The 22,597-nt window shown below is 59.7% G+C and carries 19 protein-coding genes; 16 read left to right on the top strand and 3 right to left on the bottom strand.

Annotated elements, in window-relative coordinates; translation table 11 throughout:
• Positions 1-54: 54 nt before the first annotated feature.
• Complete coding sequence (locus tag N1030_RS17650) at positions 55-1,929, bottom strand: sugar transferase (RefSeq protein WP_276037987.1); 1,875 nt, start codon at positions 1,927-1,929, stop codon at positions 55-57.
• A 438-nt stretch (positions 1,930-2,367) separates the two neighbouring features.
• Between N1030_RS17650 and icd the strand changes: the two genes are divergently transcribed.
• Positions 2,368-3,516, top strand: a complete 1,149-nt coding sequence (gene icd, locus N1030_RS11085; RefSeq protein ID WP_265825549.1) for an NADP-dependent isocitrate dehydrogenase — start codon at positions 2,368-2,370, stop codon at positions 3,514-3,516.
• Between the two features lie 108 nt (positions 3,517-3,624).
• Here the strand turns inward: icd and N1030_RS11080 are convergent, their stop codons facing one another.
• Complete coding sequence (locus tag N1030_RS11080) at positions 3,625-4,794, bottom strand: class I SAM-dependent methyltransferase (RefSeq protein WP_265825548.1); 1,170 nt, start codon at positions 4,792-4,794, stop codon at positions 3,625-3,627.
• Between the two features lie 306 nt (positions 4,795-5,100).
• On the opposite strand from N1030_RS11080, the gene N1030_RS11075 reads away from it, so the two are divergent.
• The gene (locus tag N1030_RS11075) at positions 5,101-5,808 is read left to right on the top strand and encodes an acylneuraminate cytidylyltransferase family protein (RefSeq protein WP_265825547.1); all 708 of its coding nucleotides are present in this window, start codon (positions 5,101-5,103) and stop codon (positions 5,806-5,808) included.
• Positions 5,805-7,223, top strand: a complete 1,419-nt coding sequence (locus tag N1030_RS11070) for a glycosyltransferase family protein (RefSeq protein WP_265825546.1) — start codon at positions 5,805-5,807, stop codon at positions 7,221-7,223. Before N1030_RS11075 ends, N1030_RS11070 begins: the two co-directional genes overlap by 4 nt.
• Positions 7,224-7,493: 270 nt before the next feature.
• Here the strand turns inward: N1030_RS11070 and N1030_RS11065 are convergent, their stop codons facing one another.
• Positions 7,494-7,748, bottom strand: a complete 255-nt coding sequence (locus N1030_RS11065; protein ID WP_265825545.1) for a hypothetical protein — start codon at positions 7,746-7,748, stop codon at positions 7,494-7,496.
• On the opposite strand from N1030_RS11065, the gene N1030_RS11060 reads away from it, so the two are divergent.
• The 13 genes from N1030_RS11060 to N1030_RS11000 all read left to right on the top strand — a co-directional run bounded on the left by N1030_RS11060 (position 7,749) and on the right by N1030_RS11000 (position 22,578).
• The gene (locus N1030_RS11060) at positions 7,749-8,759 is read left to right on the top strand and encodes an NHL repeat-containing protein (RefSeq protein ID WP_265825544.1); all 1,011 of its coding nucleotides are present in this window, start codon (positions 7,749-7,751) and stop codon (positions 8,757-8,759) included.
• Positions 8,760-8,877: 118 nt separating this feature from the next.
• The gene (locus N1030_RS11055) at positions 8,878-9,687 is read left to right on the top strand and encodes a glycosyltransferase family 2 protein (RefSeq protein WP_265825543.1); all 810 of its coding nucleotides are present in this window, start codon (positions 8,878-8,880) and stop codon (positions 9,685-9,687) included.
• A gap of 112 nt (positions 9,688-9,799) precedes the next feature.
• Complete coding sequence (locus tag N1030_RS11050; protein WP_265825542.1) at positions 9,800-11,554, top strand: hypothetical protein; 1,755 nt, start codon at positions 9,800-9,802, stop codon at positions 11,552-11,554.
• Positions 11,545-12,225: an acyltransferase gene (locus N1030_RS11045; RefSeq protein ID WP_265825541.1), complete on the top strand. Its 681-nt coding sequence runs from the start codon at positions 11,545-11,547 to the stop codon at positions 12,223-12,225. The genes N1030_RS11050 and N1030_RS11045 overlap by 10 nt, the downstream gene beginning before the upstream one ends.
• Positions 12,212-13,261 carry a radical SAM/SPASM domain-containing protein gene (locus N1030_RS11040; RefSeq protein WP_265825540.1) on the top strand — a complete coding sequence of 350 codons (1,050 nt, stop codon included), beginning with the start codon at positions 12,212-12,214 and terminating at the stop codon, positions 13,259-13,261. The genes N1030_RS11045 and N1030_RS11040 overlap by 14 nt, the downstream gene beginning before the upstream one ends.
• Positions 13,254-14,117: a methyltransferase domain-containing protein gene (locus N1030_RS11035; protein ID WP_265825539.1), complete on the top strand. Its 864-nt coding sequence runs from the start codon at positions 13,254-13,256 to the stop codon at positions 14,115-14,117. The genes N1030_RS11040 and N1030_RS11035 overlap by 8 nt, the downstream gene beginning before the upstream one ends.
• An 11-nt stretch (positions 14,118-14,128) precedes the next feature.
• Entirely contained in the window at positions 14,129-15,481 is a 1,353-nt protein-coding gene (locus N1030_RS11030; protein ID WP_265825538.1) for a Coenzyme F420 hydrogenase/dehydrogenase, beta subunit C-terminal domain, read from the top strand.
• Positions 15,482-15,494: 13 nt separating this feature from the next.
• On the top strand, positions 15,495-16,535 hold the full coding sequence (locus tag N1030_RS11025; RefSeq protein ID WP_265825537.1) for a polysaccharide pyruvyl transferase family protein: 1,041 nt from the start codon (positions 15,495-15,497) through the stop codon (positions 16,533-16,535).
• 11 nt (positions 16,536-16,546) lie between these two features.
• Positions 16,547-18,454, top strand: a complete 1,908-nt coding sequence (locus N1030_RS11020) for a glycosyltransferase (protein WP_265825536.1) — start codon at positions 16,547-16,549, stop codon at positions 18,452-18,454.
• Positions 18,451-19,410, top strand: coding sequence for a radical SAM protein (locus N1030_RS11015; RefSeq protein ID WP_265825535.1), 960 nt, complete (start codon positions 18,451-18,453; stop codon positions 19,408-19,410). Before N1030_RS11020 ends, N1030_RS11015 begins: the two co-directional genes overlap by 4 nt.
• Positions 19,407-20,393: a glycosyltransferase gene (locus tag N1030_RS11010; protein ID WP_265825534.1), complete on the top strand. Its 987-nt coding sequence runs from the start codon at positions 19,407-19,409 to the stop codon at positions 20,391-20,393. The genes N1030_RS11015 and N1030_RS11010 overlap by 4 nt, the downstream gene beginning before the upstream one ends.
• 2 nt (positions 20,394-20,395) lie before the next feature.
• Complete coding sequence (locus N1030_RS11005) at positions 20,396-21,583, top strand: glycosyltransferase family 4 protein (RefSeq protein ID WP_265825533.1); 1,188 nt, start codon at positions 20,396-20,398, stop codon at positions 21,581-21,583.
• Positions 21,580-22,578 carry a GDP-mannose 4,6-dehydratase gene (locus N1030_RS11000; RefSeq protein WP_265825532.1) on the top strand — a complete coding sequence of 333 codons (999 nt, stop codon included), beginning with the start codon at positions 21,580-21,582 and terminating at the stop codon, positions 22,576-22,578. The genes N1030_RS11005 and N1030_RS11000 overlap by 4 nt, the downstream gene beginning before the upstream one ends.
• Positions 22,579-22,597: the final 19 nt, after the last annotated feature.

Raw genomic sequence — 22,597 nt, 5'->3', positions numbered from 1 at the left:
CGGCGATGCCCCCGATGGGGCGAGATGATATTCTATATTGCTTGAGGGAATATCTCAATCGTTGCCGGAGGCAGCGTTCCCGGTATCGGATGAGGGAGCTTCCGTTTTTTCAACGGAAGTCGCGGCGGGGCGGCATTCGCTTGCCTCGGCGTTTGTTGCTTCCGTCGGTGAACCCATGAATTCCGGACATGTGGGGTGGCCCGGGGCGGTAACTCCTTCCCTGCGCAGAACGGTCCAGACGGTGAGGAACAGGATCTTGATATCCAGAAGGATACCGTGATTCTCAACATACCACACGTCTTTTTCGAAGCGTTCTTCCCACGAGGTGATGTTCCGCCCGTTCACCTGCGCCCAGCCGGTGATGCCCGGGCGCACTTCATGTCTGCGGGCCTGACGCGGAGAATAGCGCTCAAGGTACTGTGGGAGCAGGGGGCGTGGGCCCACAAGGCTCATGTCGCCGGTAATGACGTTCCAGAGTTCCGGCAGCTCGTCCAGCGAGGCGGCGCGCAGGCGTTTGCCCAGCGGGGTAAGACGATCCGCATCGGGCAGCAGGTTGCCGTCCGCGTCCGTAGCATCGCTCATGGTCTTGAACTTGAGGATGCGGAATTCCTTGGCGTTTCTTCCCGGTCTGGGCTGACGGAAGAAAATATCTCTGGAGATGCCGGAGCGGACCCGCAGGGCCAGCAGGCCGATAACCGGAAGAAAGACCACAAGGGCAGGGATGGTGACCGCAAGATCGAAAGCCCTCTTGAGACGATCACCAAGCACGGTCTGGGGGAGCGGCGTTTCCGGCCCCGTATGGGCCAGATGCATTTCCTTCAGTTGGGCACGGCAAACCTGTCGGGCATCAAATCGCTCTTCTGCGTAGCGGCGGGAGGCTTCGCCCATGGCGGCAAGTGAATCGCGTTCACGCATGCAGCGGCGCATGGCTTCCGCCATGGCGGAGGCATTGCCCGCAGGCACGATAAAACCGTTGGCTCCGTCCAGCACAATTTCGCGGCATGCGGCAGCGTCCGTGGCAATGATGGGCCTGCCGGTTGCGAGCGCCGCAAGGGCGGCGTGGGGGAGGCCGTTGCGACAGCCGGGGAGTACGAACACGGTTGATTCTGCCAGCAGTTCCCGTGGGGTCATGACCTGCGGCTCTATCTCCATCCATGTCTTCCAGAGGCTGAGGTCGCTGTCGGAGATGGGGTTGCCGGTTGCGGAAGTGCCGGCAAGGCGGAAGCGTGCTTCCGGATATTCATGACTGATCAGCCGGGCGGCTTCGACAAATTCTTCAAGGCCTCCTTCCCGGTCCAGAGGCGCAATGCATGTAAAGACCATCTCTCCCGAACCTGCTGCCTCGCTCGCCGAATCCGGCAGCGGGGAGAACGGGTAGTCGGTAAGGTCCACGCCGGTGCCGTTGAGAAGGCGGTTGGCTGTGCCCGACGGCAGAATGCCCTTGTCGCGGAAGAAAGCTCTCTCTTCGGGAGTCTGAAAGAAGACGCTGCGGCATGCGGAAAGGGCGAGCTTGCACAGCGTGCCGCACAGTCGGGCGCGCAGGCGTCTGCGCAGTGCCCCTTTCTCCTGCAGGGCGGTAGTGCCGCAGGGGAGGGCGTAGATGCGGTTTACCCGTGCCAGCCATGCTGCAAGCGAGCCGATGGTGGACTGCTTGAGCCCGAAGCTGAGCACTATGTCCGGCTGCAGGGCACGCAGGATTCGCCAGAGCGAGAAGAACGAGGCGATAGTACGGAGAGAGGAAATCCCCGTTGCGGGATTGCCTGATTCCACGGCGCGCACATTTTCCGAATGAAGGGCAAAGCGGGTCTCATCGTCAAAGAAGGGCGCAACAACGGTCGCCTCATGTCCGGCTTCCCTGATGGCGCGGAGGAGGGGACCCTGTTCCGTCAAGATGGAGAGGGCACATTGGCCCGTAAGTACCACATGCATGGTTTTATTCCGTAAGAACCGTCGCAGAGGCGGTTTAGTAGTGCAAGCACCTGTGCTTTTCCGGCCGGATGAAACCGATTGGTGCAACCTTTGTCGCACCTCGCTCCGGGTCGGAAAAAAACCGCGCTGATGGCGCGGTCACATGTGTTTTGCTGATTACTCCTTTGCCGTGAAAAAGGCAATGATGTCCTTGCGGGGGAGATGGTCTTTTACGCCATATTTTACAGGGCAAAACTGCCGAATTGGCATCTCTGTATTTTACAAAAAAGGCAACCTTTGCTAGGTTCCGTGACCCGGTTCATGGCAGTTTCATCGGGCGAGGGTGTGGGACGCCTTCTGTGCGGTCTGTTTCCGGCTCCGGCTTGATCGGCAGCCGGGCAGCCGGTGTTTACCCGTATGACCTGACGGTTCCGGATATATTGAATGGAGGACGCTCTCATGCAGAAGACTGTATTGTTTATCGAAGGCGACGGTATCGGCGCAGAAGTCACCAAGGCTGCGCAGCCGATCATCAACAAGGCCGTGGAAAAGGCCTACGGGAAGGAGCGTTCCCTCGAATGGAAAGAACTCCTCGCCGGTGAAAAGGCGTTCAAGGAAACTGGCGAATATCTGCCCCAGAGCACGCTCGAGGCTCTGCGCGGTGCAGAGCTTGCCATGAAGGGCCCGCTGACCACTCCCGTGGGCAAAGGCTTCCGCAGCCTGAACGTGACCATGCGTCAGACGCTGGACCTGTATGCCTGCATCCGCCCCATCCGCTACTTTGACGGCATCATGTCGCCCGTCAAGCGCCCCGACCTTGTGGATATGATCGTGTTCCGCGAGAACACCGAAGACGTATACGCCGGCATTGAATATGCCTCCGGCACTCCCGAGGCCAAGCGCATCATCGAATTTTTCCGTGACCAGCTGGGCGTGAATGTGGACCTGACTGCAGGCGTGGGCCTCAAGCCCATGACTCCTGCCGGTTCCAAGCGTCTCGTGCGCAAGGCGCTGCAGCATGCCGTGGCGCAGGGCAAGCCCAACGTTACGCTGGTGCACAAGGGCAACATCATGAAGTACACCGAAGGCGGCTTCCGCGAGTGGGGCTACGAGCTTGCCCGTGACGAGTTTGCCGATCAGATCGTGATGGAAAAGGACGCCGCCGGTGTGACCGGCAAGATCGTGGTGAAGGACCGCATCGCGGACGCCATGTTCCAGGAAGTGCTTATCCGTCCCGAACAGTACAGCGTTATTGCCACCACCAACCTGAACGGCGACTACATTTCCGATGCACTTGCCGCACAGGTGGGCGGACTCGGTCTTGCTCCGGGCGTGAACATGTCCGATACGCTGGCTTTCTACGAAGCCACGCACGGCACGGCACCCACCATTGCCGGACAGGACAAGGCCAACCCCGGCAGCCTTATCCTCTGCGGCGCCATGCTGCTGGATCACATCGGCTGGCACGAGGCCGCCGAGCTTATCCACAATGCCATGAACAAGGTCATTGCTGCCAAGACCGTGACTGTGGACCTTGCGTCCCAGATGGAAGGCGCAAGGACCGTGGGCACCACCGAGTTCGGCGAACTGCTGGGCGCGGCACTGTAATCCGGTCTGCTTTGAGATAATGAGAGCCTCCCGTCGGAAGACGGGGGGCTTTTTGTTTTTCAGGGATGGGGAGCTTGCCGTGTCGTGGCAGTGCCGGACACAAGTTGACTAGTCCGGTGCAGCTCCGGCGCGGATGTCGTGCATGGTGAAGACCCGGCAGTGTGCAGCAGGCATGGTCTGCCGGATGAGCCCTTTGATCTCGTTGATGAAGTGGGCGTTCTCCGTGCAGATGAACACGGCATCCGGTTGCAGGCGGGACAGGTCGGCAATGCCGTGCACGGTATGGCCGAGAAAGGGCTTGCCCACTTTCAGCGGGTTGCTTTCCACAAAGCCCAGAAAACCTTCATGGCTCAGGTCCAGATGCTCCATCATGTAGAGTGCATACGAGCCTGCGCCATAGAAGATGACGGAGTCGCCCTGTGCGAAATATGCGTCAATGGCCTGCTGGACGCCGTTCCGGATGAGGGCGTCCCGTTCATCCTTGCGGGACATGTACTCGCGGATCAGGGCTGCTGCTGCCCTGTATTCGTTGGAGAGCTCCTTTCGTGCGGCATCAGTGCTTTTGCGGTAGATGCTCAGGGCTTTCTGCGGATGCGGGGGTTCGACGGCTTCAAAGCCGGAAGCCTTGCACAGGTTCTTCAGCGTGGCGGGCGTGAAGAAATTGACGTGTTCAGGAATGAACGCCTCATCCGACGTGGCGGATACATAGGGAACAAGAATGACCAGATGCCCGTGTGGAGCAAGAATCTCTCTCGCGCTCATGAGAAAGGCAGAAGGCGAGGGGACGTGCTCCATAACGTTGTCCATGATGATGAGGTCGAACGTGCGATCAAAGCGGATTTCCTGAAAAGGTTGCTGCAGGATGGCGATTCCCTGCGCCTTGAGCCTGCTGATGTCGATTTCGTCCCTGATCTCAACGCCCGTGCAGTCCGCCCCGTGTTCGTGGAACACCTCGAGCAGGTTGCCTTCGCCGCAGCCGATGTCCAGAACGGCATAGTCCTGCGGCAGGGGCAGGGCCTGTGTGACCTTGGAGAAGACCTGCCGCGCGTGGGCGATGACGTTCTGGTTGTCGCCCCAGTTCGGATAATAGACGTTCCGGTGAATCTCGATGAACTCTTCGTCCGAAGGTGTCGGGTGCAGAAAGGAGAAGCCGCAGTCCCTGCATATGGCAACGGGCATGTCAAAGGTCATTATGCCTCTTTTGGTCACGGACCGGCGTTGTATGGTGCCGAGTTCTTCAACGGCCGTGCTGCCGCAGACAGAGCAGGCTGTGTGCATGGCGGATGCTCCCTGATACGTGCAGGTGTTTTGTGGCCGCAACGCGGCCTGTTTGCGCGGTTGCTGTTGCAATCCGGCTGAAATGCCTTCTGGCAGGCAGCATGGCGATGGTGGCATGCGTGCCGGAACAAACTGGGACTGAATAGGGCTTCGCATGGTTCTATCCTCTTGCTGCGTAATTTGCTACTACGTCCGGAGGGTTGCCAATAGGCCGCCACTATGCGCAGAGGCTTGAAGAGATATGCGGCAGTTGTGCGGAGCATTCGGACGGCAAGTGATGACGAATCCAGAACTGAGAGACGTGTAATGCAGCAGAAGGCCAAGGTACTTGCCATCATACCGGCCCGCGGCGGTTCCAAGGGCTTGCCCGGCAAGAACATCATGGAACTGTGCGGGATGCCCCTCATTGGCTACTCCATCCGTGTCGCGCTGAGTGCGCAACATATCGACCGCGTCATCGTTTCCACGGACAGCGAGGAGATTGCCGAGGTGGCGCGCAGCCTTGGGGCAGATGTGCCGTTCCTGCGTCCCCGTCTCCTCGCGGGTGATACGTCCCTCATCGGAGAGGCGGTGTTTCACGCTCTGGAGGTTCTGCGGGAAGAGGGCTACCACCCTGATGCTGTTGTGGAGCTGTATCCAACGCATCCGTTCAGAACCGTCTCTCTCGTGGATGAACTGGCGGGAAAGCTGTGCGAAGGGTTTTCGCCGGTCAACACCGTGCGCCGTATTGTGCACGACCCGTTCTCCGTGATGCAGCGGCGTCCGGACGGCACGGTGTATCCCGTGTGTACCGCCCGTTCCGGGGCAGGTGCGGAGGACGCTCAGCGGAGCTATTTCAGAAAGTACGGGCTGTTTTCCGGCCGCAACCGCACCTCTGCGGACAATCCCTATTTCAAGGTCGTCAACGATCCTGTCTCCCTTATCGACATAGACACCATCAACGATTTCCGCCTTGCCGAACACGTGATTGCCAACGGGTTGTTTGATTTTCAGTTTGATCAGGAGGTCGCATGATCCTCGTGCTCCCGTTGTTCATGGGCAGTCAGAAGGCCTTGTGGTGCAGTGATGTCGGTCGGGCCATTTTGGCCGCACGTCTGGAGGCGGCCCTGCGCGTGCTGGGTGTGGAGCAGGTGGTGGCGGTTACGGATGATCCGGAAGCGCTGGAAGGCATATGGCCGACCGAAGACGGCAGAATACGCCGCATTGTGCGGGATGTGGATAGTGCCAGAGAGGTTTCCCGCTTCCTGCCCTTGGGAACCCGCACCGCGTTGGAGGCCGTGCAGGAAATGACCGGTCGTCCGGATGCCCCCGTCATGGTGGCGGACTTCCGTTGTCCGTTCGTCTCGGGTGATGATATGGCCGCCGCCCTGCGCGAGTATGAAGCATCAGGCCGTTCCGCCATGGTTACGGTGACCGCCGTGCGCGACAACCCCTGCCAGCTCGAAGGGTATTACACTATTGCCGATGCGGGCGTGGTGAACCTGTTCGAGTCCGGCGGCAGGGGGGAGGCCGTTCTGGAAGAGGCGGGTTTGCTGGAGCGCTTGTCTTCAATGTGGGCAGGCAGGTTCGTGACCCGCCCATTCCCCTTTGACTGGGCGGCAAAGGGCGTTGCCGCAGAAGGGGATGGCAGCGGAAATGCCCTTCTGTACCGGCGCAGTCCCGTTACCGACAGAACAGTCGCCTATCTGCCGTATGAAGGAAACGGGGACGATTCCGATGATCCCGTCTGTCTGTGGCTATACGAGTCGGAACAGCAGGCGCGGCTGGTGGTCTCTTCTGAGGCTGTGTTGCAGCAGGAAACTCCTTCCCGGTTCCCCACGGGAACCGAACTGGTCGGTGCATGTGTCCGCAAGGGCGGCGACAGCATTCCGTTCCGGTTGTTCCGGCTGCCGGACGGGAGGTGCTGTCTGCATGCGGGCAACCACATGGGCAACGCCCGCCTGCATCTGGTGCCCGTAGGAGACTGCGCGGTGCGGGACGGCGGAAGCGGTGTTGTGGAAGGCTTCATGGAAGGGGGCAGATTCTTTCAGTTTGATTGTGCCGACTGGACTGACCGGGCGGGCAGGACGGGCGGGGCCGATGCCTTTGCCTTCTGGTTCCTGAACGAAGCAGGGGAGCAGGGCGGCTACGACCTTCGTCTGGAGTATCCCGGCGAAGGGGTGCTGTGGCGGACGGAAAAAGGGTCCGGCCGCAAACTGACGATGACGACGGGGGAGCATATATCCGGCCGTCAATTCTTCCCCGATGTGTATGCTCCGTTGAGCTGCATTGGTATTCTTCCTGCATGTTCCTATGAGACATACGACAGTGAACTGGCTCAGGGAACATGTTTCGGCTGGGTGCTGCCTTCGGAGAGGGCGCTGCGCATTGCCACCGGGTTCGACATGCTGGTTTTCAGGAGCATGTCCGAAGGGGACAACTGTGGCTGATCCTGATCAGCACAGATCGCTTTCCGCCGCGTTACGCAGGTCGGGTCGTTCTTCCCTGCCGTTTGTCCCGTTACCGGAACTGCGGTTTTCCTTTGAAATATTCAGTAGCTAGATATGGTGTTTTGCCGGACCGCCTTGACCCGTATGTTTCGATATGTTTTGATCACTTGGTTGCTAAACAATTTTTTGAGAAGTCCGCTATGAAGGCGAAAAAGCGTCATGCCTGAATATGTATCCGAGAGAGCAGATGACCACGTAAGGTCTGTAACCCTACCATTGCCGGTTTGCCCTGGCGACGGTGATGGGCATTTTCTGCCGCAGGCTGTCAAAGATGCGACGGGCTCGCACCCCGATGGACTCTCGCAGCGGTATCGCAACGGGTTGCGGCAATTGGCCGACAGGCTCGAAGATGATGCCGAGTTTCTGCACGTGCTTGCCGGAAGCCGCCTTCAAGCCGGGATGGATCTGGAAGTTCTGAGCGCCGGAATGAAGAGGCGCATGGCCGCTGTGCAGTCGGATATGCATGTGAACATGCCCAGGGCCATGCGGACTGCTCACCTTGCCATGCTGCAGGATGCCTTGGAATCGGGAGACGTGCGCACTGCGGACTATGCCGTAAGCGAACTGTTGTGCCATGCCCCTGATGACGGCACTGTCGAGGCTGCATGCGTTTCCGTCTCCGGCGAACCTGTACTGGCGGCAGTTCGGGAGCGGTTGTCGCGGTACCGTTTCAGGCATGTGGCAACCCTCGGGTCTGCCGTGGGGGGAGTTCCCATGTCGGTAGCCTGCCGCCCCTCCTGCGGGACGCTGTATCTTGCGGACAGCGGGAAGAATGTGGTGCGCCGTTACACGGCAACCGGCGCGGAGCTTGCTCCTCTGGATTGCGGCATCAATAAGCCGCTCTGCATTTATTCCGACGGACAGGACGGAGTGTGGATCTGTGATTATGGCAACAACCGTCTGGTCTGTCTGGGAAAGGATGACCGTATTGAGCGGGCCGTGGATTTTTCCTCGTATGATGTTCTGAAAGAGCTTCAGGGCAGGATACGTTATGGCTGCGCAGCTGGAGATCGTCATTATCTGGTGTTTGCCGCCGAAAAGACCGGCGGAAGCGTATGGGCGGAACTGCGCATCGGGCAGGCGGCGTGTACACTGCGCCTGCATGAACCGGCGGGAGATGTGGCCCCTGCGCGTGTATTTCGTGCTGGCGGAGAGCTGTACTTCTTCGCATGGCCGCACGCGAAGGCGGCAAGGATTGAGGCGGCAACCCGCAAAAGGCTGCCTTCGGGGCACGGCCTGTCCTATCCCATTGTGCGGGGTTTTGTTGCCGTCGGTACCCACCGTTTTCTTCTGTCCGGCAATACCGTGATCAAGCTGGATGCTGAAGGGGAGCTGCTCTTTTCCTATTCCCTTGAAAAGGAACTGGGAGTGTTGGGTGTTTCCGCCCTCTCCATGGCTACGGGAAAACGGGACGGAGAAGACGTGCTGTATATTTCGGATGGGATTACGGGCTCCGTATACGTCTTTGCGATCTGAGTTGCCGCAGATGCGGAACGTGACGTCATAATGTAGCAGGACCGCCGTGTGCAAAACGGGCTGTTGAGCATGTGTTCTGCCAGCGGCTCTTCAGAAGGACATTTTCATCGGGCTTCATATGGAAACCATATCAATCGTTGTCCCAAGCTATAATCACGCCCCGTACATAGAGGCGTGTCTCGATTCCATCTACTTTCAGGACTACGGAAAGCTTGAGATCATCATCGTGGACGACTGCTCGACGGATGGCTCGCAGGACGTGATTCGCGGCTGGCTGGCCAATGTGGACGCGCAGGAGGTTTCCTATGCCTCGCGTTACAACGAGGCCACGGGTGAACTGGAGCGGACATGGCACAAGCGTTACGAGCGCGAAGGCCGCGCCATAACCTTTGTGGTCAACGAGCGTAACATGGGCTCCACGGCTACCTACAATCGCGGTTTCCGCATGGCGACAGGCGACTTCTGTTCCTTTGTGGTCTCCGACGACCTGTGTCATCCGCAGATGCTCTCCACGCTGGCGGCTCCCCTGCATGAAGGCAGTGCGGACTTCGTTTATTCGGACATGTTCATCGTGGACGATGCGGGGCGCATCATGCGTGAATTCCGGTTGCCGGAATACGAGTTTTCCAGAAGCTTCGGCGACTGGTATCTGTGCGGTGTTTCCACGCTGTACCGCCGTTCGCTGCATGAACGGTTCGGTTACTATGACGAGAGCGCCATGGCCGACGACCATGAATGTTATCTGCGGTTTGCCATGGGCGGGGCGCGTTTTCTGCACATCCCCAAGACGCTGTACAGCGTGCGCAGCCATCATGCGCGGGAAGTGGGCCTGCATTCGCATGACAGATTTGCCGCCCTGCTGGACTATTCCAAGAGGCTGACGCTCAAGGCGCGTGCCTGGAATTGCCCCGGTTGCGGTGAGAAGTAGCTTTGCGGGCAGTTTTGTTTGTACGGAATTGATAATTTAGTGAACGATTGATTGCGGCGACACGCCGCCAGCCGACCCGATTGCCACGCATAGGTTGACGGAGGGAACGGAAATGAAAGAGCAAAAACGTATGGGCGGATTCTTCAGGGCGGGATTGCTGTTCCTGCTGTGGTTGGGCCGTCTGCCGTTCAAGATGGCTGCGGAGAGGCGGCAGCGCCGTCAGGCCGTGCAGCGGCCCGTTTCGCAGGCGTTGCGTGACTTTGGCAAGGTCAACGCTTCGGCGTGGGGCATAGGCGATCTGCCGGGAAGCGATTCGCAGCAGAAGGTGCTGATTGAAGGGCTCAATCCCCATAAGGCCTACCTCATGACCAATCTGGTCATCGGCAGCTACCACATGCGTGAGCACGGCCTCGGCGGTGTCGGTTTGCTCCATGAACCCAACGACGAAATTGAGGCGATGTTCCGCGCCTACGGCATCCATGAATTCCTTTATCTGAGTGATCGCGATATTTCTCTTCGCGGGCGACTGAGGGCGGGCTTCGGCGCATTCCGTATGATTGCCGCCAACCGTGGCGTGGATGACCTGCTGGAGGAGACCATGCAGGGCGTCTATGTCGGCAAGTGCGTGTACGACTGGTATCTGCGCGGGCACGGTTTGGCCACGGTGGATTCGTATACGGTGCTGTTTTTCGCCATGCTCGCCACAGGCATCGGCTATCTTGAGTTTCTCTCCAGATTGTTCTCGGGGGGCCGTTTTCCTGTTGTCGTGCAGGCCGAGCGGCAGTACGCGCCGGAAGGTATCGTCTGTCAGGCTGCTGTTGCCAATAGTTCCACCGTGTATTGCCGCACTGGCGGGCCGACGAGTTTCAGCATCTTCAGGATAACCGGACCTGAGGATTTTTACCGCGCCAACCACAGGTATGGCAGGACCATTTTTGAGCATGTCTGGCAAAATTACCGGGAACACGCTGTGCAGCTCGGTGCTGAATTCATGGCCGACAGGTTCTCCGGCAACGTGCGGCGGAACGATATTCCCGATGCCAGCATAGCTTACGCCGTGAATGCCGGAGAGACTCGCGAATCCCTGTGCGAGAGGTTCGGCTGGGATCCTGCCAAGCCGATTGTGGTGGTCATGGGCAACATGCTCAACGACGGCGTGTTCGCCAACGGCTGGCGTTTGTTCAGGGACAACTACGTCTGGATTGAAAAGACCGTGCAGGCCATCGCGGACGTGAACTCCGTCAACTGGCTGGTGAAGGCGCATCCCTCGGATGTCGTCAATCCCGTCAAGGTGACCAGCAAGGACGTTTACGAAAAGTGGGCGGGGCATTGCCCGCACGTGCAGTTCTACCGCAACGAATGGGGCAGCCGGGCACTGCCGGGCATCGTGGATGCGGTGCTCACCGTCTATGGTACCGCAGGAATCGAGTATTCCAGTTTCGGCATTCCCTGCGTGCTCGCGGGCGAAGCCATGTACTCGGGGCTTGGTTTCACTCATGAACCGCAGACTCAGGAAGCGTATTTCGAAACCCTGCGGAACATCCACACGCTCGGGCGGCTGACGCCGGAACAGATGGAGCGCGCCAAGGTCTACACGTACATTTACATGATGCTGTCGCGGGTTGAATGCCGCATTCTGCCGGACGTGAGGGTCTATGCGGATTATGACGACGAGAAGTACCTGCGCGATGCGGTGGCGTTGCTTGAGCGCTATTCTCCCATGGATGAAAAGCTCGTCGAGATGATACGGATTCAGGTTGCCCGCAAGCGCCGGCACCTTCTGAATTATGACTATGTCGGGCTTGATGCCGCAGATGCATATCCTGCATCCGCCGGACTGCAGGCCGCGGAGGTCGAATGCCGGTAAACAAGCGTCACGCCTATGCGAAGGGGAATATCTATGCTCGCCCCAAGCCCTCCCTACTGGCCCGTCTTGCCGGAAAGCTGCTGGGATATCTTGAGCAGGCAAGGATAGGCGAGGTCTGGGGAGCTTTTGACGGTAAGTGCGTCATGGGCAGGGATTGCTTCCTCGGCCCCAACGCGTGGTGCACCAATCTGGGGGCCCGCGAGGACATCACGCTGGGCGACCGGGTGTATCTGCGCGGGCTGCTGCGTTGCGGCGGTCGGGGAGGCCGAATCGAAATCGGCGACGAGGTGTATGTCGGCGATGATACGATCATCAGTTCCGAAAGCAGCGTAACCATCGGGAGCCTGACCCTCATTTCGCACGGAGTGCAGATATTCGACACCATCGGCCATCCTGTCGATCCCGATGAACGGGTGCGGGATTGGCGGATCGTCATGGGAACAGAATCCGGTCCCCGCCCTGGGGCTTCCTCGGCCCCTATTGTCATAGGGCCACGCGTCTGGATCGGATTCAATTCCACCATCATGCGCGGAGTCACCATAGGAGAAGGCGCCATCGTGGCCGCCGGTTCCGTTGTGGTGAACGACGTTGCTCCCTTTACCATCGTGGCCGGTAATCCTGCCAAAATGGTGAAGGCCGTGCCGGGAAAGAACGGGTATGACCATGAGTAGCCAGTTGAAAAGAGAATTGAAGTGGCCGGAACAAGCCACCTTGGCCATTGAGGTGTGCGGCGTCTGCAACCTGCGTTGCCCCATGTGTTCCTATCCCCGCCTGAAGCGGAAGAAAGGGATGATGGATTTCGGGCTGTTCACCAGAATCGCCGAAGACGCTGCGGACAACGGACACGGCATTGCTTCCCTGCATTTCTTCGGTGAGCCCTTGCTCTGGCCGCATATCGTGGAAGGTGTTGCGCTGCTTGCCAAATTCGGCATGCATCCGCGCCTGAGCACCAACGGCATGATGCTCACGGGCGACATGGCCCGCCGTCTGCAGGATGCGGGCATGAAGGAGATCATGGTCACCATCGATACCCTGCGTCCGGAGGTGTACAAGATCATCCGTTCCGGCGGAGATTTCGAGACCGTGCGCAGGAATATTCACGATGCCATAGCTGCAGCGCCTGACCTGCTCATCCGTCCCCAGATGATGCCCACGAAGTATAACGAGGGCGAAACGGAAGAGGATTTCTACAATGAATTCGGCAGGCACAGGAATTTTCAGGTGCAGCCGTGGTTCATCCACCGCATGATCGAGGCGGAAAACCTGACCAAGGATCTTTTCCATGCGTCAGACGAAGTGGACAAGCGCCTCTGCGACAAGCCGTTCGAGCGTGTGGACGTGCTGTGGGACGGAACCACCGTGCTTTGCTGTCTGGATGCGGAAGGAACGCTTGTCACCGGAGATTTGAACACGAATTCCATTTCTCACAGCTGGGAAGGCCCCAAGGCCACGCGTTTGCGCAGAAAGATCATGGCGGGGGAATGGCATGACTTGCTCGCCTGCCGGGAATGCATGGCTGATCATGTGGTAACGGACATCGCCCCCGCATGCTGGAAGAAGACCGAACCGCTGCAGCCGCTGCCGGAAAGCTATCGAAAGGTGTATGACCGTATTCTGGAACTGGGGGAATACGATGAGGCCAGCGGCACATGGAGCAACGGCGGCATGACAAATTTTCTTAGTACGGAGAGTGGCCGGAATGCTTGAACCGCAGATACTGATACCGGAACGGCGGGCAGATGAAATTGCCCTGTATGAACAGAACGGCAGAAGGCCGTGGTCGCGCGGGTATCTCGCCAGCCGCTTTGCCTTTGTGGAGCAGAGCCTCGGCGATGCCGACGTGATGTCGCTCTTTGCGTGCGAAGCCACCTTGCCCGAGGGGTTCGGGCACGGCTATGACGAACGCGTGGTGGAATATCCGTGGGTGCTGTCGCGCCTTTCCCGTGGCGAAGGCCGCCTGCTCGATGCGGGGTCCTGCTTCAATTATCCGGAGATCATCGGACGTCCTGAAATCGAGGGCAAGGACTTCACCATCTTCACCCTCGCTCCCGAGGACAACTGCTTCTGGAACAGGAAGATTTCCTACCAATACGGCGACCTGCGTAACATGCCGTTCCGCGACGACTGGTTTGACGAGGTCATTTCCATTTCCACCCTCGGTCATGTGGGTATGGACAACCGGCTTTACACCAAGGGGCATGAAGCGGGAACGGTCGGGCTGGAAGCCGAACAGGCCGTGGGCGAACTGGTGCGCATTCTGCGTCCCGGCGGCAAGCTCCTCGTTTCCGTGGTGTACGGCGTGCATCAGCTTATCGAATGGCGCAGCGGTTCCGTGTTTGCCGAGCAGTTCGACGCGGCCCTGCTGCAAGACCTTGTCCGCGCCTTCAAGGGGTGCTCGTCGGTCAAGGTATCCATCTACGGTTACACGCAGGACGGCTGGAACGTCAGCAGCCTTGAGCAGAGCGCCCATGTGGAATATTTCAACATTCATGTCGCCGAAGAGTATGGTGCGGACAACGCCGCAGCCGCACGGGCCGTGGCCTTCATTGAAGCGGTGAAGTAGGCGGAACAGCGATGAGTGTGATGGAAACGGTCTATGAACGCATAGTCATGCAGGGGCGCTGCGTCGGTTGCGGCACCTGTGCCGGAGCCTGCATGGCCGTGACCGGAACGGGGGCGTTGCGCATGGCGTGGCACGAGTCCGGCATTCCCGCTCCGGTGCGTGATTCTGATGCCTGCGTGCAGTGCGGCACCTGCCTTTCCGTCTGCCCGCTGTGCGAGGGGAACGAGGATTCCACCGATATGAGTGGCAGACTGTTCCCTTCATCACGATCATCTGCAGACGAGGTGCTGGGCCGTTATCTGGCCCTTCATGCCGGGTATTCGCTCGTGCACGGGCACAGGGAAAACGGTGCGGGCGGCGGCCTGACCACATGGTTTCTGGAACAGGTGCTGGAGCAGGGGCTTGCCGACCGTGTGGTCTGCGTGGTTCCCGCAGAGGGGCCGGACACATTTTTCCGTTTTGCGCTGCTTGATTCGCCGCAGGCGTTGCGGGCGGCCTCGCGCTCCGCATACTACCCCGTGCATGCCGCCGATGTGCTGGCGGAACTGGCCGCCACGGAAGGACGATACGCGCTGGTGGGGCTTCCCTGTGTCATTCGTGGCTTCCGGCTGGCTGCACAACGCATTCCCGTTCTTGCGGAACGGCTTGTCATGACTGTGGGGCTCACCTGCGGGCAGGCCCGCAGCCGTTATTTTGCGGAGTACCTCTGTGTTCGTTGCGGGCTGGATGCCGGCTCGGCGGACAGGGTGCGCTTCCGCGTGAAGGACCCGCAACGGCATCAGCTCGACCACCGTTTCGAATGCCGTTCGGGAGCGGGAGACAACCTCAGGCAGGGCCGAATCTACCAGACGGAAGGCATGGGCTGGCTGTGGGGGCATGATTGCTTCAAAGTGGCCGGTTGCAATTTCTGCGACGACATAACAGCTGAGTTGGCCGACGTGAGTTTTGCGGATGCGGTGGACGAACCCCATTGCCACGGCAACGCAGGGGCAAATTTCGTGATGGTGCGCTCGGCGGCGGCGGCGCGTCTGCTTTCCATGGGGCGGGAGCGTGGAGATATTTTTCTTGAGAATGTTGCGGCGGAGCCCGTGCGCAAGCGCATGGAAGGCGTGGAGCTGATCAAGCGCCGCGATCTGCGGCACCGGCTGCATCTCATGCGTGAGTCGGGAATGGAACCGCCCGTGCTGCGTCAGACACCGCAGCGGCGGGATGATGCAGGGGAAAATGAATGGATGGAGCTGCGCGACAGCCTCAGGCTGGCCACCACTGCGGTATATGCCGAGCACAGGCATGCCCACGATGTGCGCGCGCGGGTGGAAGAGGCCATTCAGGGCGTGCTCGCGCAGAAGAAACAGAACGGCTGAAGGTAGGCATTGCATGACCACGGGTATTTTGACGTTTCACGACGGCATAAACTACGGCGCATTCTGTCAGGTGTATTCGTTGTACTCTTACTTGCGCTCGCAGGGGCTGGACGTGCAGGTGGTGAACTACAAGAATCCCGGCTTCGAGGAACGCGAACGCCAGTGCTTCATTCTGCCCAACAACGCCGAGCTTACCGCACGCAACATGCGCAAGATGGCGTTGTTCGAAGAAGCGCATGCCCTGCTGAACATGACGCCGCGCCTGCGTTCGCAGGAAGACCTTGCCCGCCACACCTTTGATGCGGTGGTTGTGGGCAGCGATGAGGTCTGGAACTATTCCACCGAGCTCATCGGTTTTGATCCCGTGTATTTTTCGCACGGCGTGCAGGCGCGGAGGCTTGTTTCCTATGCGCCGAGTTTCGGTACCGTGAACGCGGGCGATGTCATCCCTGAGTCTGTAAGCGATGGGTTGCGGCGGTTCTCGTCCATCTCGGTGCGCGACGCCAATGCCTCGCGCGTGGTGCAGGGCATTACCGGCACGGCGGCTCCTATCGTGCTTGATCCCACGTTTCTGACGGACCTTTCCGCGCAGGCGGTCTTGCCGGAGGAGAAGGACTATATCCTCGTCTACGGTTTCTTCACGCCGCCCATGATCGAGAGCATTCGAGCCCATGCCCGCAAGACCGGCAAAAAGACCGTGGCGCTGGGGTATTACCGTGAGTGGTGTGACGTGAACCGCGACATCGTCACGCCTTTCGAGTGGCTCGGCTATTTCATGCAGAGCGACTGCGTGGTTACCACCATGTTCCACGGCATGATCTACTCCATTCTGCACCGCAAGCCGTTCTGCATGTACATGACGGACTACAGACGCAACAAAGTCGGCACGCTTCTGGATGACGCGGGTCTTGCGCACAGCATTGCGGGTGAGAACGACGACCTTGCCGCCGTGCTGAACGGAAACTTCGACTATGCCGCAGCCTACCAGAGCATTGACGCCAAGCGGGCGTTTTCGCGGCAATACCTTGCGGACGCCCTCGGGCTGCCGCTCTAATCGGATCACGTATGCAGCTTGTCATAGAAGGATTCATTTATCAGGTGCAGGCCAAGGGCGGCATCTCGCGGGTATTTAACGAAACCCTGCCGCGCATGTGCGAACGGGACAGGAACCTGCGGGTGACCATCCTCACGGATGGTACGAGCATGCAGCCGCTGCCCAGGCATCCGTTCATTGCCTACCAGTATGGCGAATGCGACCCGCTGCTTCGCAGCTCGCGCAGCGCCATCTGGCATAGTACCTATTTCACGCCTCCCCGCGAGTGGGCTGGCCCCAGAGTGGTTTCGTTGTACGACATGGTGCCCGAGCGGTTCAGCAACCTGTTCTGCGACCCGTGGGACGATGCCCTGCGCGAGCGTCGCAAAAACGCCATTCTCGATGCGGACAGGGTCATAGCCATTTCGGAAAACACGCGGCAGGACGTGCTGGATATTCTTGATATCGATCCGGCCAAGGTCTGTGTGGTGCACCTGAGCTACAATCCCCTGTTCCGCCGCCTTGCTGCGGAGGAACTGACGGACGTTGCGGGCGGAAACCCCTTCTTCCTGTATGTGGGCGACCGCAATCATTACAAGAATTTCGACGGCCTGCTCAGGGGCTTTGCGCAGTGGAAGCATAATGGGGAGGCTGACCTGTATGTGGTGGGCAAGCCGCTTTCCGACAAGGAGACGCAGCTTGTGACCGCGCTTGGGCTGCAGGACAGGGTGAAGGCGAAGGGTATGGTTTCGGACGAGGAACTGTGCCGTTATTACAACGCCGCAGCCGGTTTTGTGTACCCTTCCTACGGCGAAGGTTTCGGCATCCCGCTGCTGGAAGCCATGGCCTGCGGGTGCCCCGTCATTGCATCGGACATTCCTTCTTCCCGCGAGGTCGCGGGGGATGTGCCGTTCTTCTTCGATCCCGCGCAGGCAGAAGAGCTGGCCACGGTGTTTCCCGCCGTGCTGGATGAGGGGCACGCATCGGAAAGAACGCGCAGGGGGCTTGAGGCAGTTACCACCTTCTCATGGGAAAAGACCGCTGCGGACACGCTGGCCGTGTACCGAGATCTGCTCAGCGATATGGGCCGCTACGACTGCAACGCCTTTCCGTCCGGCCATTACTACAGCCCCGTTCCCGACCTTGAGGACATTGCCGCGCGGCAGGAAACTGTATTCGGCCCGGCGGACATCACCGACGTGGACCTGCGGACGGACACCCAGCTCGCCCTGTGGGAGGAGATGCTGGCATACCGAGACGAGTTTCCCTTCTGTGAAGAGGCGGGCAGGCTGCGCTACGGACTTTCCAACGGCTTTTTCGGCTACGGGGATGCATGGTCGCTCTATGGCATGCTCCGCAAGTTCCGTCCCTCACGGCTGATCGAGGTGGGCTCGGGCCATTCTTCTGCCGCCATTCTGGACATCAACGACCTGTTTCTGGACGGCGGTCTGCAGATGACGTTCATCGACCCGTATCCCGAGCGACTGGATTCCTTGCTTCGCGCAGGGGACGAACAGAACGCGACCGTGCTGCGCCAGCCCGTGCAGCAGGTGGATCTGGACGTGTTCCGCACGCTGGAGGCGGGTGATGTGCTGTTCGTGGATTCCAGCCATGTCAGCAAGGTGGGCAGCGATCTGAACCACCTGCTGTTCAATGTCCTGCCCGTGTTGTCCGCCGGGGTGATCGTGCATTTTCACGACATTTTCTACCCCTTCGAGTACCCCCGTTCATGGGTCATGGGGGGACGGTTCTGGAACGAATGCTACATGCTCAGGGCCTTCCTGCAAAACAACGGGCGATATGAAATCATGTTGTTCAACAGCTACCTCGCACAGATGTTCACGGAACGGGTTTCGCGCGATGTGCCTGCCTTCACACAGCGGGACCCGGCCAATCCGTGGGTTGAGGGATGCAGCAGTCTCTGGTTGAGAAAACGATGAACACAGTACCGAACAGGGCCATGGTGAACGTGACGGGGCGGTGCAATTCGCGCTGTTCCTATTGTCGTGCGTGGCGCGAGGATAGAACTGCAGCGGAGCCCGCGTTGGCGGAATTGCTGCACTTTGTTGAGCAGGCTGCGGAGCTGGGTTGCGCCGCTGTCGGTTTTTCCGGCGGTGAACCGCTGCTGCGCGACGATCTTGAAGACATCATCCGGCGTGTAAAGGCGTTGGGCATGTATCCGGCGCTGATCACCAACGGCGTGCTGCTGACGGAAACCCGCCTGCGCAGTCTTGCAGACGCAGGACTGGGGAGCCTGAGCGTGTCGCTGGATACGCTGGATGCCGACCTGTATCAGGTCATTCGCGGCATTCCGCTGTCGCGTTCCATGCAGCATCTTGTGGCTGCGGCGGCCCTGAAGCTGATGCCCATGGGCATTTCCGTCACCGTGTCCGCCCGCAACGTGCATTCGCTGGATTCTCTTGTGGCGTTCGCCAACAGACATGGTCTGCTTGTATCCTTCCAGCTCTACGCGGACGATGTGCATCTGGCCAACGCGGACGATTCCCTGCTGCCGGACTGGCAGACGCTGGAAGCGGCCGCCGAACGGCTGATAGCGATGAAGGAGCAAGGGGCACCCGTTACCAATTCGCCGGAATATTTGCGTAGCATGGCCGCCTTTGTGCGCGACGGCGGCTGGCTGGGGCTGGAAAAGTGCATCGGTCCGCAGCGTGAAATTTGCGTGGACGAGTCGTTGAATCTTGTCACCTGCTGGGGCATGGACAGAACAATTGGGTCACTGCGGGAAGCGGATTTGACCACTCTGTGGCGTTCGGCAGCCTTTGACAGCGCACGCAGGGAACTTGCCGGGTGCAGACGCTGCATGCTCTCCTGTCATTTTGAAAATTCGTTGCGCCTTCTTTCGCTGGAAGCGCAGGCCGCAGGGGAAGGCGCATGAGCAACCGTCCGTTGACTGTTTCCGTCATCACGCCCTGCCTCAATGGCGCACGGTATCTGGAGAAATCGCTGCGCAGCGTCCTCGGGCAGCAGGGGAATTTCCGTATCCAGTCCGTGCTCAGGGATGCGGGTTCCACGGACGGCACGCTGGGCATTCTGGAACGCCTACGGCGGGAAGTGGCGGAAGGAACTCTGGGCGGCGGTTGTCTCAGTATTGAATTGGACTGGGTCAGCGAACCGGACAAGGGCCAGTCAGACGCCCTGAACAAGACGTTGGACCGCATTTCGGGCGATGTTGTGGTCTGGTTGAATGCGGACGACTGGTTTGCGCCGGGCGCGTTTGCCAGTGCGGTGGAACGTTTTATGGCGGGCGTAGCAGAGGGCGGCACTTCTCCTGATGTCGTGCTCGGCAACTGCCTGCAGATGACATCGGACGATGCCCCGCTGGCCGGTGCCCCGCAACGTTCATTCGTCAATGCGGCGGAAAAGGTCTCGCCGTTTACGGGCGGGGTGGAATGGCTGCTGGTCACACCGGAAGTGTTCTTCCGGCGCAGCGCCATGGCGGATTTCCGGTTCGACCTTGCTCTTGATTATTTCATGGACGTGGACCTGTGGCATCATCTGATTCATTCCGGGTGCCGTTGGGAAAAGCTGGAAGAGACGCTGGCCTTCTTCCGCTGGCATGACGACTGCAAAACCCTGCGGGCGTGGCGTGGGTTCCTCCCCCGGCTGCTGGTGGAAAACCAGATTCTGTTCAGCCGGTACAGGGAGCGCATGCATGCGGAGGAAGCGGAAAAAGGTTTTGCCAAGCTCATGCTGCATTTCGTGCGTAACTGGGACAAGGCCGGAACCCTCGCGCGGAATCACGCCGCCGTGCAGGAACAGGCCGTGGCCAGTCAGGCGCTGCACCCGGATGACAGGGACGCGTTTCTGGCACGTTATGCCGCTGTCTACGGACAATACATCGCTTCGCGCGGGGAGTAGCCATGGCATCAGGCAAACCGTCCCTTCTGTTCATTTCACAGAACCTGCCCAAGCGGTTCGCTTCAAGTGGCGTTACCCGTCTGTATTTCTTTGTCAAAATGCTATGCAGGGATTTTGACGTGGTCGTAGCCACCTATTTCATGCCCATCTTCGACAAGCCGGAAGACGTTGCCGCGCTTGAAGCGCTGGGGGCACGGGTGGAAGCCGTTCATTTCAATTACCCGCACGAGGGCTCCGACAGGTTTTCCCCCAAGCTGCCCGACAGGGTTCGTGTGCTGCTGGGCGAGGAACGTTTCGACATCATCCACCTTGAACGGTTCTGGATGCACATCTGTCTTGAGGGTATGTGGGATACGCTGGGCATTCCCGTGGTGCTCGACGAAATGGACGTGGAGTACAAGCGCGAGGAACGGCGCTTTTCCGTGCAGGGTGCGGATGCCGCAGCACGTGAAACTTGGGAGCGCGAGCGGCGTCAGGAACTTGAGACCTGTCGCAGGGCGGATGCCGTCATCGCGGTGACCGAGGCGGACAGGGAAACTCTTCTCACCGAACTGCCGGAATTGGATATCACGGTCATTCCCACGGGGCAGGATGTGGCATGGCTCAACGCACCGCTGGACAATGTGCTGGAAGACCGGCCGTATGGCGTGGTATTCTGCGGAGACTACCGCCACAACCCCAATGTGGACGCCGCCCTGTATCTGGCGCAGGATGTCTGGCCCCTCGTGAAAGGCCGGATTCCGGAAGCCACGCTGACCCTGCTGGGCGGCAGCCCGCCGCCGGAATTGCAGGCGCTGGCCGGTGACGGGATAGAGGTTCCCGGATGGGTGGACGATCTGCGACCCTGCTACCGGCGGGAAAAGGTGGCGCTTGCGCCCATCCGTTTCGGTTCGGGCATCAAGGCCAAGATCATTGAGGCGGCAGCCTGCGGCTTGCCCGTGGTGACGACCTCCATCGGCGCGGAAGGTCTGACCCTTGAACACGGCACCGATTATTTCGTGGAGGATACTCCCGAGGCGCTGGCGGCAAGGACCTGCACCCTGCTTACGGATGCGGGATTACGCAGCGCCATGTCGGCCAACGGCCGGAACAGTGTGCGGACCTACGACTGGGAGGCGTTGTATCCCGTGTTCCGGGACATCTATCTGCCTCTGGTGGCGAAGAACCTGCAGGAACGGAGGCGGTCATGACCAAGCGTGCGCTTATTACCGGCATCAGCGGACAGGACGGGGCCTATCTCGCAAAAAGTCTTCTGGCCAAGGGCTATGAGGTGCACGGCACTTCGCGCGACCGCGAGACAACCAATTTCTGGCGGCTGGAACGGCTGGGCGTGCGTGGGAACGTGACCATCCATTCCATGTCCATCACCGAACTGCACAGCGTGCTGCATGTGCTCAAGCTGGTGCAGCCGGATGAAGTCTACAATCTTGCGGGGCAAAGTTCCGTGAGTCTCTCCTTCGAACAGCCGCTGGAAACCATGACCAGCAATGTCATCGGCACGCTGAACCTGCTTGAGTCGATGCGTTTCTTCGGCAGCAGGGGACGGCTTTACAACGCCGCTTCCAGCGAGAGCTTTGGCGATGTGGGAGGTGTTCCCGCGGTCATCGGTACGCCTTTTGCCCCCCGCAGCCCTTATGCTGTGGCCAAGGCCACAGCCTTCTGGGAAGTGGCTAACTACCGCGAAGCGTACGGGCTCCATGCCTGTTCCGGCGTGTTGTTCAACCACGAATCGCCGCTGCGCAGCCCCCGCTTTGTGACCAGAAAGATCGTTGCGGCTGCCTGCCGCATCGCTGCGGGCAGCGGAGAAACCCTACATCTCGGCAATATTGATGTGCAGCGGGACTGGGGATGGGCGGAGGAATATGTGGAGGCCATGTGGCGCATGATGCAGCAGCCGGAGCCCCGCGATTATGTGATCGCCACGGGCGTGCAGTCCAGCCTGCGGGATTTCGTGCGTGAAGCCTTTGCCTGTGTGGGGTTGGACTGGCAGGACCATGTGCATACCGATCCCGCGTTGTTCCGTCCTTCCGATATTGCGAGCAGTGTCGGCGACCCGCGCGTGGCGCACGAGGAACTGGGGTGGAAGGCCACCATGTTCATGCCTGACGTGGTCAGGGAGATGGTGCGGCACGAGCAGGCGATGCTCGCAGGGGAAGAGGGAGCCCCCGGCATGCCTGAATCATAGGCGTGCGACCTGCCCGCCT

The sequence above is a fragment of the Desulfovibrio mangrovi genome, from assembly GCF_026230175.1.
Taxonomy (GTDB): Bacteria; Desulfobacterota; Desulfovibrionia; order Desulfovibrionales; family Desulfovibrionaceae; genus Halodesulfovibrio; species Halodesulfovibrio mangrovi.
This window is presented reverse-complemented; position numbering and strand designations above follow the sequence as displayed.

Bases quoted from the DNA above. Each gene is read 5' to 3' on its own strand.
- N1030_RS17650 (WP_276037987.1), bottom strand. From the start codon at position 1,929: ATGCATGTGGTACTTACGGGCCAATGTGCCCTCTCCATCTTGACGGAA.
- N1030_RS11050 (WP_265825542.1), top strand. From the start codon at position 9,800: ATGAAAGAGCAAAAACGTATGGGCGGATTCTTCAGGGCGGGATTGCTG.
- N1030_RS11035 (WP_265825539.1), top strand. From the start codon at position 13,254: ATGCTTGAACCGCAGATACTGATACCGGAACGGCGGGCAGATGAAATT.
- icd (WP_265825549.1), top strand. From the start codon at position 2,368: ATGCAGAAGACTGTATTGTTTATCGAAGGCGACGGTATCGGCGCAGAA.
- N1030_RS11070 (WP_265825546.1), top strand. From the start codon at position 5,805: ATGATCCTCGTGCTCCCGTTGTTCATGGGCAGTCAGAAGGCCTTGTGG.
- N1030_RS11045 (WP_265825541.1), top strand. From the start codon at position 11,545: ATGCCGGTAAACAAGCGTCACGCCTATGCGAAGGGGAATATCTATGCT.
- N1030_RS11000 (WP_265825532.1), top strand. From the start codon at position 21,580: ATGACCAAGCGTGCGCTTATTACCGGCATCAGCGGACAGGACGGGGCC.
- N1030_RS11040 (WP_265825540.1), top strand. From the start codon at position 12,212: ATGACCATGAGTAGCCAGTTGAAAAGAGAATTGAAGTGGCCGGAACAA.
- N1030_RS11080 (WP_265825548.1), bottom strand. From the start codon at position 4,794: ATGCACACAGCCTGCTCTGTCTGCGGCAGCACGGCCGTTGAAGAACTC.
- N1030_RS11005 (WP_265825533.1), top strand. From the start codon at position 20,396: ATGGCATCAGGCAAACCGTCCCTTCTGTTCATTTCACAGAACCTGCCC.
- N1030_RS11075 (WP_265825547.1), top strand. From the start codon at position 5,101: ATGCAGCAGAAGGCCAAGGTACTTGCCATCATACCGGCCCGCGGCGGT.
- N1030_RS11030 (WP_265825538.1), top strand. From the start codon at position 14,129: ATGAGTGTGATGGAAACGGTCTATGAACGCATAGTCATGCAGGGGCGC.
- N1030_RS11065 (WP_265825545.1), bottom strand. From the start codon at position 7,748: ATGCATATCCGACTGCACAGCGGCCATGCGCCTCTTCATTCCGGCGCT.
- N1030_RS11055 (WP_265825543.1), top strand. From the start codon at position 8,878: ATGGAAACCATATCAATCGTTGTCCCAAGCTATAATCACGCCCCGTAC.
- N1030_RS11010 (WP_265825534.1), top strand. From the start codon at position 19,407: ATGAGCAACCGTCCGTTGACTGTTTCCGTCATCACGCCCTGCCTCAAT.
- N1030_RS11025 (WP_265825537.1), top strand. From the start codon at position 15,495: ATGACCACGGGTATTTTGACGTTTCACGACGGCATAAACTACGGCGCA.
- N1030_RS11015 (WP_265825535.1), top strand. From the start codon at position 18,451: ATGAACACAGTACCGAACAGGGCCATGGTGAACGTGACGGGGCGGTGC.
- N1030_RS11020 (WP_265825536.1), top strand. From the start codon at position 16,547: ATGCAGCTTGTCATAGAAGGATTCATTTATCAGGTGCAGGCCAAGGGC.